This is a genomic window from Teredinibacter waterburyi (assembly GCF_001922985.1).
Classification (GTDB): domain Bacteria; phylum Pseudomonadota; class Gammaproteobacteria; order Pseudomonadales; family Cellvibrionaceae; genus Teredinibacter; species Teredinibacter waterburyi.
The window spans coordinates 124,509-137,391 of record NZ_MRUH01000007.1 but is presented as its reverse complement, the minus strand read 5'-3'; the positions used below and the strand labels follow the sequence as shown (position 1 = coordinate 137,391).

Genomic DNA, 12,883 nt, shown 5'->3' with positions numbered 1-12,883 from the left:
TGCCCAAATTAACCGGACCCTGTTGTTATGTCTGAACACCACGTTTTTGATTGTACTCACCGCTTTATTTTTGATGATACCGATGTTCGCGGTGAGCTTGTTACACTGCGCACCAGCTATCAGAAAGCAATGGCGCATCAGCAAATACCTACATCCCTTAAGCCGCTATTGGGGCAGTTTTTTGCGGCCATCTCGCTACTCAGTGAAACACTCAAGTTTGATGGCGTCCTCACCCTGCAAGCACGTGGAGATGGCGCAGTCCCGTTAATCATGGCGGAAGCCAATAATCGTGGTGATCTGCGCGGAATTTTACGTCACTCGGAGTCTTTCACTAACGAACAGCTCGAATTATTAGGTACGGAGAAATCGTTTAAGGAACTGCTCGGTAACGGGTTTTTGACCATCACCGTCGACCCGAGCCAAGGGGAGCGCTATCAGGGTGTTGTGCCACTCGACGGCGAAACACTTGCGGCTTGCCTCTCGTCTTATTTCGTACAATCCGAACAGCTCCCCACCAAGCTTTGGTTATTTGCCAGCGAATTCGTCTGTGGCGGCCTAATGCTACAAAGCCTACCCGCTCAGAAAATTAAAGATCTAGATCAGCGCGGCGAGGTTTGGGCCACCGCCGTAAATTTGGCCGCTACGTTAACCCACGACGAACTGTTTAGTTTACCCCGCGATGCACTGTTGTACCGTTTATTTAATGAACTTAAATGCCGCCTATACCCAGCACGAGAACTTCAATTTCGCTGCAGTTGTAGTCGCGAGAGAAGCGCTAACGCACTGATTTCACTCGGCCGTAGCGACGCGGAATCGATGCTAGAAGAGAAGGGAAAAATCGCAGTCGACTGCCAGTTTTGTGGTCAGCACTATGCATTTGCCAGCGAGGATATGGATTCTATTTTTGGCGAGAAAGATCAGCCATTACATTAATTAAGCTAGAATTCGGGACAAGAAGAATATGAAGCTGCCCGCTTTTACAGCGGGCAGCCGGGTCGTTTAACCGTCTAAGCGGCCAGTATTAATATAAGCCTGCTCTATGGCTCCGATATCAGGTATCACAAATTCTTCCATGCCGATGCGTACACGCATCCTATCGAAACTGCGCCGCACAACATTCGGATTTTCGGAAATATCGTGAATACTAACCCGAGACATACGCGGGATACCCTGAGTTGGTATTGCAATAAACGGTAGCCGGGGGTCAACGCCAGTATTGTTGATGACCGCCATACGACCCTGAGGATGCAGCGGTGCACCACTAACTCCATTAATAACCTCGTAAGAAATAACCGGCACGCGAACTTCCCGCCAGTCGTAGAAGCCCAGCATCCAAGACGGCATGCGATCAACCGGAATCAGCGGCTTCATCGCCGCCATTTCTGCAACAGTAGATGCTGGCAACAACAAGCGTGTATTCAATAAAGGCACAAGAAGGCAAGAAACCTCTTCGCTGGTATCTTCTGTATCTGGATCGATTTCTATTTGGTCGTCACTCATAACGGTATCTTTTTATCGAGGCTGATAGTGTTTGTGTAGCGAGTTTTGAGTGTTCGGCGTACCGCTTAAAACTCACTTCAATCCCGAATACTAACAACAGGTGCGGTCAGGATTAATTTGTAAATTGTGTTTTCGTTAAAACGCCGCTTGCTTTGAATGGCGCTCATGAGCGAAGCGTTTTGCCAAGTTTTCAGGAGACCCTTGGTAGCTAACCACACCCGTATTGATAGCAGAAACAGGCATAGAATCAACGGTACAACTCAACGGTGACTGGGCCCAAACCGTGCCGCCATAGTGATGCATATAGGCACAACTTTTACTGCCGTCATCACCCATACCAGAAAAAATTATTGCACCACTCGAATGCCCGTACACCCGTGCAAGCTTGGCCATAACCTGATCGATTGAGGGACTATAAGGCCCCAACCAAGCATCCGGGTGAGGCGCCAAGATCCCGGTATCGTGAATGCTGACTTGGTTCGCTGGCGAGACGATGTAAATACTTTGTTCGGCGATTAAATGCGCTTTCTCACAATTAAACACCTGCCAGCTTGTGTGGCGCACCAAAACCTTTCGTAGTGTGTCGCTAATTTCTGAATTAATGTGCTGCACATAAATAAAAGCAACACCTGTAACCCCTTTGGGTAAGCAATCTAAGAAAGCTGTCACAGCTTCAGGCCCGCCAGTAGACGCGCCTAACACCCAAACCTCTTGCGCACGGCGCTTAACGTCACTGCTATTGCTGCGGTCTGAACTCTGCTCACGAACCCCAACAAAACCGCTCACATCGGCGCAACACTGCTGCACTTTTGCAGCAAATCGGCGACTGCGTTCATCTATATTCGGTGTTGTCTCAACTTCAAGATCGTCGTAAATGATAGGTGTCGACAAACAATCTAATAAATCGATAAGCGGCTCATCGGTATCGTCCTCGCCACCTAAACGTACAACCCAAGCCTCTACTTCTGGCAGAGGCTTGAGCTTTGTCGCTTCTACCGTGACCGAAGCGACAACAATATGCCCAGCTCGCACTACCATTCGCTGAATGTCGGCCAACTCCGTTGGTGTTGCCGCCAACAGGCCGAATTTGATGGCCTGAACTTTCAAAATCGTTACCCTAGTTCGGGGTTAACTGCCAACGCTAGCAGTTCATTTAATTTTTCGAGTAGTAGATCTTCCTGATAAGGCTTACCCATATAGCCATTAACACCAAGGCTCATGGCGTGGTCGCGGTGCTTGGAGCCGGTACGCGAGGTAATCATAATGATTGGGATATGCTTCAAGCGGCTACTGGTACGAATATTTTTCGCGACTTCAAAACCGTCCATGCGCGGCATTTCAATATCTAATAGCATGGCGTCGGGTATTTGCTCTTGCAACACACGCAGTGCATCCACGCCATCTTTAGCGGTAATGACATCAAACCCTTCCCGCTCCAAGAAACGCGTGGTTACCTTACGCACGGTTACAGAATCATCCACCACCATAATCGTTTTTGTGGTCTCTTCAATTGGAACGGCCTGCGCGGGTAAACTGGTGTGCTGATGCTCGAGGGACAAGGAAGACTGAGCCATATCAACACGTACTAACGCATGGGGGTCGAGAATAACCACGACGCTACCATCACCCATCACCGTAGCACCCGAAACGCCCTGCACAGCACCGAACTGTGACCCAAGAGCCTTTACAACCACTTCGCGACTGCCTTGTAAGGCATCGACTTGTATAGCCATGGTTTGGTCAGCGGAGCGCACCAGCAATACTGGCAGGGGTAACGCGTGCCCCTCTAGCTTTGCCGGGGTATCGCGGTTAAGTAAGGTTCCTAAATAGCGAACTTTATAGTTTTCGCCCGCGTATTCAAATTTAGCATTTTGACTAGCATAGTAATGTTCGAGCTCAAATGGGCTTACTCGCACGATACCTTCAATGGTATTTAGCGGTACGGCGTACAAGTCTGAACCGATTTCTACCATTAGCGCGCGGTTTACCGAAACGGTAAATGGTAAACGTACAATAAATTCGGTGCCCGCACCCCATTCAGAGTTAATGGTAACGCTGCCGCCCAGCTGCTTAATCTCGGAATGAACCACATCCATACCGACGCCGCGGCCGGATATTTGGGTTACGGTTTCGGCGGTACTAAAGCCTGCGTGAAGAATAAACTGCATCACATCGAAGTCGCTCAATTCAGCATCAGCGGCCATCAAACCACGATCGATCGCTTTTTCGCGTACCCGCTTTAAGTCAACGCCGCGACCGTCATCTGCGAGACGCAAAATAACATCGCCACCTTCGCGCCCTAAAGTCAGGACAATCCGACCGGACTCAGGCTTGCCTAATTCGATTCGACGTTCAGGCATTTCGACACCGTGGTCAACGGCGTTGCGCAACATGTGCTCCAACGGCGGCACCATGCGCTCAAGTACAGAGCGATCCAATTCGCCTTCAACGTTATCCAGCTCAAAGCTCACTTGCTTGCCGAGTTCCGAAGCAACCTGCCGAACGATCCGACGCAGACGCGGCACGAGGCGAGAGAAAGGCACCATGCGGGAACGCATTAGCCCTTCTTGCAAGGTGGTATTAATACGCGATTGCTGGAGTAGCACGGTTTCTGTGTCGCGCACTTTGTCGGAAAGTGTGGCTTTTAAATCCTCAAGGTCGGACGCCGATTCGATCAGCGAGCGTGACAGCTGCTGTAACGCTGAATAGCGGTCCATCTCTAATGGATCAAAATCTTCGTGCGCCGCCAACTGTTCCTGACGGAACAAGATCTGCGCTTCAGTTTCGATGTCTAGACGACGCAGCTGCTCTTGTAATCGACCAAGGGTTGCGTCCATTTCATCTAACGAACCGCCAAAATCGCTAACTTGCTGCTGAATACGACCGCGACTGATGGAGGTCTCACCAGCCAGATTCACCAGTTCTTCAAGTAGGTCGGAGTTAACCTTGACCACTTCTTGAGGGCCAGTTTTTCGCGCTATCGCCTGCTGCGGAGCCGGTGCGTTGCCCTTGTTGAGTTCAGGCATACTAAAGCCCGACCCCTGCTGCATACCCTCATCACGAGGTTTGGGCATAAAGGGGAGAACATTGGATTCCTGCGCACTCATTACCATCGCTGCAGGTGGTTCGTCGGCTTCGACGTCTGAGTTTACGTTACTCACCGCGGGAGCAGTATTCGATTCTGCGGCGAACTCAAGTGGCTCGGCGGCGGCTATATCAGTCTCATCGGCACCACGTGCTTGATCGCTATCGCTCGCCATAAAGACCTGAACGGCGCGCACAGCCCTCAACACTTGGTCTTGATAATCGTGCAGCGTAGCGAAAAAGCCTTCTTCTACAACCGACAAGTCAGTTGCCATAATAAAGCTTTCATAATCGTGCGTGAGCTCACCCAAATTTGTCATGCCAGCCAAGCGTGCGCCGCCCTTAAGGGTGTGAAGTGCACGCTTAATTTGCTCGGCGTTTTCGAAATCGGACCAGTCCGCTTCCCAGCTGTGTACCGCCTCGTCCAGCTCTTCAATTAATTCGTCAGCTTCTTCGAGAAACACTTCGACGATATCTTCGTCGAAGTCTTCATCTTTGGTATCAATATTATCGAGCAACCCAACAACCGCCAGAACACTAGACTCGTCTACCGACTCAGCATCTGCAGAACCGCTAACCGACGGTTCATCAACCTTGGGTAGTGATTCGTTGAGGCTGTGCTCTAGGCTAGCCTCTGCTGAAGCGTCTTGGTTTTCGTTGCTATCGTCGCTTAAGTCCTCAGTTTCAACACCATAAAGGCTTAGGCTTTCGTCGCCCAAATCTAAGGCTGTATCACTATCTTGCAAGCTGTCTTCTTGCGGTGCTTCGACCTTAGCGGACTCGACAAGCAGCGCGCTGGTGTCGAGATAATTTTCGCTGAAGTCGGCGAGATCAGTTTCGTCGAATACCGCATGTTCGGGTAGGTCTGTCGCTATAGGTAAGCTACCATCGGTGTCGCCCCCTTCGGCAAGTAGGCCTTCGGACTGATCGGATGCAGGATCTAGTTTAGCGGGCAATAGTTCACCAGCATGAATCAACGATGCTAGTGACGAGGTTATATCTTCAGGTGGAATTGTTGCATTTTGCCCTGCAGCAACAGCGTCGACCATATCCAAGAGCGCGTTGTGGCCCGCTCCAAGTAACTGGAAAAAATCGTCGCTTACATCCTGCTGACCGGCGAATGCCTGGTCATACACTTTCAATAGCTGTGCACTTAATCCCGCCATATCAGGCAGGTTCGCCAATTGAGCCCCTTCGTTAAGGGTAGTCAATTCATTTACCATTGGCTTAACCGCCTGCGTATCAGCAGGGTTCACCTGCCACGCGCCAAGAGTCTCCTCGGCGTCGAGCAACAGGTTCATATCCTCGGCCATGAAAATCGACAACAAGCGTGGATCTACTTTTTGCTGTCCATCTTTAGCCAACTCTTTTAAGTGCACCAGATGGCCAACCGAAAGCTGGCGCAATTCCGCAGAACGGGCAACAAACTGTTCAATTCGACTTATCTCGACCATCTCACCACGGCGTAACTGGACAAGTCCGTCGCGGGTGTAGGCGACGCAATCACGCAATAGCTGCAAGATATCGGCGTTAATAGGAACCTGATAACTAATCAGTTCCTTAGCGAAGGATTCCAATGGCTCGGCCATAGCCGCTATTGGATTTACGTGTGCCATCTTCGCACTACCCTTAAGGGTATGTAAGGCACGCTGAAGATCATCGGACGGCGGCTGGTAAAGCGGTGCCTCTTGCTCCATGTGGTCGATAAACTGCTGCATTGTGGCGAGATGGGTTTCCGCTTCGCTAGAAAATATTTCCCAGAGAATTAAATTCTCATCTTGCTCGTCGCTATCGACCTCTGCGACAAGTTCGGCCGCCACTATCGGTTCAATATCACTACTTTGCACTTCGCTGGTTGCGGCGGTGCCGGCCAGATCTGGAAGCTCGACGCTTCCGCCATCTGGAATTCGAGCTAGCTCTTCAGGTATGTCTCCGCTCGATAATCGATCGCCCCACGCCATATACTGGTCGGTTAAAGCGCGCTGTGGGTTGCGTGTTTTATTCGCAAAGGATTCGATTAAGGTTGGCAGTAAGTTGAGGACGTGCTCGATAAAATGCGCATGAGCTGGATCTACAGTAACGGTGTTATCGATAACGCGGTTAAGCATATTCTCTACAGACCATGCCAACTCACCGATATCCGCGGCCTCGACCATGCGACCACTACCTTTAAGGGTATGAAAGGCTCGGCGCACGACAACTAGGGCATCTTGGTCCTGCTGATTTTCTTTCCATTGCGGGAAGTACTCGTGCAATGTTTCGGTTACTTCGCCCGCCTCTTCGATGAAAATCTCAATAATTTCATCGTCGATATCACTTTCTTCAGCATCGTCGTCGACACTGATTAAATCCAGCGAAACAGCGCGCTCGGGAGCGTTACTAGCCGTCTCGGATTCTGTAGTAGTTTCAGGTTCATCTAGTTGCTCAGCGGTCAACAGGGACTGCAGCTCTAAACCTTCATCACTCTCGTCATTCTCAAGTTCAACCACATCTCTGGCTGGATCGTTAAAGCGCCTATTGGGCTCAACAATTGGCGTTACGGCTGGCTCAACGACGGACGCGGGAGCATGTACGATACCGCCCGAATTGGTAACGGGGTAACCCAAAAAGGCAACGCTGGATTCGGCTACATCCAATAGGCCTTCGGAGTCCTCCTCCATATCGCCAGAAAGTCGTTCTAAATAGTATTCAACACTGGCAATCGCATCGGCCAAAGTGTCTAAGGTTTGCCAAGCAGGCTTATCTTCTTTGTCTAGCAGCTGCTCCTGAATAAAGTCGTTACAGCTAATTAATATTCTTGCCGGACGCGGCAAGGGGATCATATCTAGGCCGCCGCGGATGTCTTTAAGCAAGGCACCAACATTGAGCAGGTGGCTTTTATCCCACTTCGAAGAGATGTACTCAACAATGGCATCTTTAATCTGCTCGAGACCCAGCTGGCACTCGCGTAATACGGTTATCTTAGCTTGATCGATTTCAATTTCGCGCTCATCAACAGTCGCTAAATCACGGTTGGTGCCGACCACTTTTGAGATGGCTTCTAAACGGTGTTCTATTTCAATAATTCTACTGGCGACGCCCAGCAAACGCTCTTCATCAATGCTGTTAAGCGTGCTTAGGCGCTCTAGCTCTTCGTTCTGAATAATAACCTGCTTGCGTAAATCACCTATACCCAGCACCGCTAGGGTGTCAGCAACGCGCTTCACAACCGGCAAAACCTCTTTCAAGTCTTCCGGTGATCCATGGCCTGAAAGCGGCGCATCTAGAGCGTGCTTAATAGTATTGATTTCATCGCTAAGTGCGACAATCACCGAACGAATCGCCTCGGGATCTGGCGCAGAGAGCGAGTTTCGATCGCTGTCACCTGGGCCGGCATTCAGCAAAGCAGAGTCGAGGTTGTAGCGTTCTTTTACACGCTGAACCTTCTTTCCGCCGGCGTCCGCACGAGCGACATAAAAGAGAAGGTTTTTGAGAAGGTTTTCACGCGGAGTGAAATCCAGCGCACCCGGAGATTTTTCCCCCAAGATACGTAGCTCTCGCGCAAGGTGACGCAGCAAACCGCGCACCGCTACACTCAATTCAATATCGTCGCGCAACAACCCTTCAACCAAAGCTGCAGAAACCTCCCACAAGGGGTGGCTAGGCGTACCCTGGGTGAGCGCTTCAAGCCGACTAAATACTTTATCGAGGTAGCTTAGATTCTCTTCGATTTTTATACCGCGCAACACGCTGGCCGCGGCGAACTGGTACATTTCCCGAAGTTTCTTAAGAACTTGCTTTAGCTTGGCTGGGTCGCCGGTAATGGGGTGTCTGTTACCACTAATACCGCTGATCGGACTGAGGTCCGGCGAAAATAAATTAGTTTCACTCAGGTAACTTTGATTTCGTACTGCCCGTAAATCATTTAGCAGCGGCAGCACGATACCAGGGCGATCTTCTTTTTGATTTTTAACGTGGTCTAGATAGCTGGGCAACTGCAACAACGAGCGCATCAGCACTTCTTGAGCTTCCGGCGCGCTGGTAACTTGATGATCCATCAAAGCTTGCGCGAGGTGCTCCATTTCTTCAGCCAACAGCGAGGCACCGTGAAATTCGACCATCTGTAGGCTGCCGTGCACCTGATGTATATGGGTGAGACAAAACCGTATCCGTGTGGAGTCCTTAGGATCTTCCACATAAGCTTCCAGCGCTTGTCTAGCGTCCTTGAGGGTATCGCTAATTTCACCGATAACCCAATCCAGCGCTGCAAAGTTACGTTTATCTGCCATAGGTGGAGCCCTGAACCACGATTAACCTATTGTTGTTTTTCATTCGATCCAATCTCGCTCTAATCTTGATTCGATCAAATATCTGTATCAAACCTTAACCCGCTTTCCGTACATAAGCTTGAACTTCATCTTTCGTAACCCGTTCAACATCTGGGTTGGCCCAATCTACCACCTCACCCAAACCGACGACGAGTATGCCGCCTGGCTTTAAGCGTTCGACGAACGCATTCATGATTTCATGACGCAGCCAACGGCGAAAATAGATCAGCAAGTTCTGACAAAAAATTACGTCTAACTGCGCGCTCGGCATCTCATTAATATTGAGAACGTTCGCGTGGTTAAAACAGATTCTATCTTTAAGTTCTGGCGCAATTTGATAGCGACCATTTTCGAGCTGAGTAAAGTAATGCTGGCGAACATGTGGATCTAACATTTCCACTTTACGCTGGGGATATATGCCATTGCGCGCAATGGTAAGAGCGGCACGACTGATGTCTGTCGCGGTAACGCCGTAGTAAGGATCTCGTCGCGCAAGACTAAAACAATCGTTGATCACCATCGAAAGAGAATAGGGCTCTTCGCCCGAAGAACAACCAACACTCCAAACCTCAAAAGCGCCGTCCAGGGTGTCATTATTGATACGGTTTTGCAGGTGTTTTCTAACACTTTCAACCGATGGCTTGTGGCGGAAAAAACTTGTTTCTTTCACCACTAGACGGTCGATCAATACAGACCATTCCATCATCCCTGAGACGCCGTCTACAACGCGATTGTAATACTGCGAATAATCGGTATGGCCGAGTTCACGCATACGCATACTGACCTGCGTTTGCAGAAACACACGTTGCTGATCACTTAAACATATACCTGCGCGCTCCTCTAACAACTTGCTCCACTGATCAAATTGTTTTTCGGTGAGATCTGCCGCAGCCTGCAAAGACCAAATCATGTATTACAACCAGTCAAATTAAACCCGGACACTGGATTCCTTTTCGTCTTCCAATGCAGTCAAAGTTGTATCGTCTTCATCATCAATAGCATCGTCTAAAGACAAATCCATAACTTCGTCATCTAAGGTGACCATCTCGTCATCGGAGCCTTCGACTACTGATTCGTAATCGTCAAAGTCATTGCCTTCAAAACCTTCGTGATCAACTTCTTCCGGCAACTTAAAGCCGGTTACAGATTCACGTAGCTCAATCGCCAATCCAGCGAGGTTACCAATCGATTTCGCAGTAGCATTCGTACCCGCAGAAGTTTGCGAGGTAATTTCTTGAATCACGTTCATCGTGTTAGAAATGTGGCCAGCAGATGACGCTTGCTGGCGTGCTGCGTTGGAAATATTCTGAATCAATTCCGCGAGGTTAGCCGATACCGTTTCGATCTCCTCCAGTGCCACACCCGCATCCTGTGCTAGGCGAGCTCCGCGTACCACTTCCGACGTGGTTTGCTCCATTGAGATAACCGCTTCGTTGGTATCGTTCTGAATGGTTTTAACCAGTGCTTCAATCTGTTTGGTCGCCGTAGCAGAGCGTTCCGCAAGACGCTGTACTTCATCCGCAACCACAGCAAAGCCTCGACCTGCATCACCCGCCATCGACGCCTGAATAGCAGCATTAAGTGCAAGAATGTTTGTTTGGTCAGCAATGTCGTTAATCAAACTTACGATATCACCAATTTCCTGTGACGATTCACCGAGGCGTTTAATACGCTTTGAGGTGTCTTGAATCTGTTCGCGAATCGTATCCATACCGTTGATAGTGTTTTGTACTACTTTCGCGCCATTCTTAGCGATTGACACCGACCGCTCCGCAACGCCAGCTGACTCTGCAGCGTTCGCCGATACTTGGTCGATTGTGACGGCCATTTCGTTAACGGCTGCCGAAGCTCCGGCAATTTCTTGCGCTTGGTGTTCAGACGCTTCTGCCAGGTGTAACGCAGTTTGCTGGGTATCTTTAGAGCCGGTTACAACTCGCTCCGAGGTTTCGTTAATCCGCGAAACCAGAACTCGAAGTTGGTCAATGGTGTAGTTAATGGAGTCGGCAATCGCACCAGTAAAATCTTCGGTAACCGTTGCGGTGGTGGTCAAATCACCATCTGCGAGATCGGCGAGCTCGTCGAGCAGTCGCAAAATTGCACTTTGGTTCCGTTCATTGGTTTCAGCGGTGCTGCGCGCCTGATTGTTTGCAGAGCGAATCAACTGCATTGAGATGGCAATTAGGCACACCAACCAAAGCGCACCGACAATCAACAACAACTGGTTATTCCATGCACGAGACTCAGGCAAGGCTGCTATCGAGTCAGATAGCGAGCCCAAACTCTCCAGCATTACAGGGCCGTCATCGAGAATATTGTTAGTCGCTTGTCGGGCGCGAAATAGTGCCGGCGATGCTTCAAAAATATCGCGAACCGAGCCACTTACGATCCCGAACAAGTCGGTGATTTCTTCCAAGGATTCGAGCGCCTCGTCATCGGTCACGCGCGAGATACTCATCGCGATATCGCCATCCTTCAATCCATCTAGAACTTTTCCGAAAAGGCTAGCATCAAGATTAAACTGATCGGCTGCGCGGTCGGCGTCATCACCACCACGCAACATCTTATCTACGTTTCGTCCAATACGTTCTGCACGCCAAGATTGCATTTGAGCTGTTGCAATCTGATCCGACGGCGCGCGGTTTTCTAACAGAATCTCAACGATATTGTTGTGTTCAGCCTGAAGTTCTGGGAGCGATTCATTCAGGGTAGTCGCCACGTCGTGTAGGAATACGATGGTATCTTTGTTGTCGGTAATCTCTTTTGACTGCTTTTTAACGCGCGACCAAACACCATCAAAAGCGGCAACTTCGGCCGACAAAACCATACGGGTCTGATTGTCGGCAGAGCGCAAACGCGCCCAACTATTTTCCATGCTCGCCGTAACTTCTTGTAATTGCGAGAACGCCTGCCCTTGACCCGCCGTCGCGTCACGCGAGAGCGATGCCAAACGGAACGACGATGCACGCAAATCACTAGCCAGCTGTAAATACTGCTGATCTCGCTCAGCGTTACTGATCAGCTGGAAAATAATGAAACCGATCAGACAGGTAAATCCGACTAGCGCCACAATTAACGAAGCCAATACTGGATTAGCTTTTGCCCGAGCCAACAGGCCCACTGAATCACTCTTCATACGACGCTCCCAAGCGAATGTATGTGTTACCACAAGTACCGCGCCGAACCTGACGCAATGATTAGAGAAATCACGATATTTTCAGTTTGATAACCCACCGAATCCATCGTCCAAACTTTGTTATTCTTACTTATCGTTTTGTTGTTATGCAATTCGCAACTGCGACGCAAAAAAGCGTAAAACCTAAACAAACGCTGCGTTGTTAAAACGAGAATCTTGCGCCAACCTCGCCATACTAAATACTGGCCAAGTCTCACCACTCTGATCGTGGTAGGCCCCCTCTACAAATGGAGCCAATGGTGTTGGCACTGGCTGAGTACACTCGCCATAACTGTCCGCGGTAAAGTGCTGCATACCAAACGCCATTTCCACCACCACACCCGAATAAAGCGTGCCGGTCTCTAAAACTAACACGCGATGGTGCTTTTTCTGTGCGCTTAAACCGCCGCCAAAAAACTGGGCCAGATCAAATAACGGTAATAGACGGCCGCGAACGTTGGAGAGGCCCAAGACCCACGGGTGTACACCCGGTAAACGGGTTGAGCCCGGCACCTCCATCAGTTCCGCAACATGACTCATGGGTGCAACAAAACGCTGCCCCAAGACCGAAAAGCCAATACCACTCCAACGCGGAGCAGCTTCGACCTGAGCTGGCAGTCCGTGAGCAGATTTTCGGCACTGAGCGGAAAGATCTGCTAGCGCCTGAAAAGCGGGATTTTCTGACATCTGGGCACAATTACCTTATGTTTTATTCGCAAAGAGCGTAACCGCTACAAACTCGGTTACTGCAGCCGCCAAACGTCATATAACAACAATTAGGCAGCTGCCGACTAAGACCAGACTGAGGCAACCTAAAAAC

General features: G+C 49.9%; 7 protein-coding genes. 1 reads left to right on the top strand and 6 read right to left on the bottom strand.

All coding sequences use genetic code 11. The features are described 5' to 3' along the window. Window positions 1-27 precede the first annotated feature (27 nt). Entirely contained in the window at window positions 28-933 is a 906-nt protein-coding gene (hslO, locus tag IDZ20_RS00615) for an Hsp33 family molecular chaperone HslO (RefSeq protein ID WP_188149484.1), read from the top strand. 66 nt (window positions 934-999) lie between these two features. On the opposite strand, the gene IDZ20_RS00610 is transcribed toward hslO, so the two are convergent. The 6 genes from IDZ20_RS00610 to IDZ20_RS00585 all read right to left on the bottom strand — a co-directional run bounded on the left by IDZ20_RS00610 (window position 1,000) and on the right by IDZ20_RS00585 (window position 12,750). Continuing rightward, on the bottom strand, window positions 1,000-1,500 hold the full coding sequence (locus tag IDZ20_RS00610) for a chemotaxis protein CheW (protein ID WP_188149483.1): 501 nt from the start codon (window positions 1,498-1,500) through the stop codon (window positions 1,000-1,002). 135 nt (window positions 1,501-1,635) lie between these two features. After that, window positions 1,636-2,607, bottom strand: coding sequence for a chemotaxis protein CheB (locus IDZ20_RS00605; protein WP_188149482.1), 972 nt, complete (start codon window positions 2,605-2,607; stop codon window positions 1,636-1,638). 5 nt (window positions 2,608-2,612) lie between these two features. After that, window positions 2,613-8,852, bottom strand: a complete 6,240-nt coding sequence (locus IDZ20_RS00600) for an Hpt domain-containing protein (protein ID WP_188149481.1) — start codon at window positions 8,850-8,852, stop codon at window positions 2,613-2,615. Between the two features lie 94 nt (window positions 8,853-8,946). Further along, window positions 8,947-9,801: a CheR family methyltransferase gene (locus IDZ20_RS00595; RefSeq protein WP_188149480.1), complete on the bottom strand. Its 855-nt coding sequence runs from the start codon at window positions 9,799-9,801 to the stop codon at window positions 8,947-8,949. A gap of 18 nt (window positions 9,802-9,819) precedes the next feature. Continuing rightward, window positions 9,820-12,024, bottom strand: coding sequence for a methyl-accepting chemotaxis protein (locus tag IDZ20_RS00590; protein ID WP_188149479.1), 2,205 nt, complete (start codon window positions 12,022-12,024; stop codon window positions 9,820-9,822). A 183-nt stretch (window positions 12,025-12,207) separates the two neighbouring features. Then, complete coding sequence (locus IDZ20_RS00585) at window positions 12,208-12,750, bottom strand: chemotaxis protein CheW (RefSeq protein WP_188149478.1); 543 nt, start codon at window positions 12,748-12,750, stop codon at window positions 12,208-12,210. Window positions 12,751-12,883: the final 133 nt, after the last annotated feature.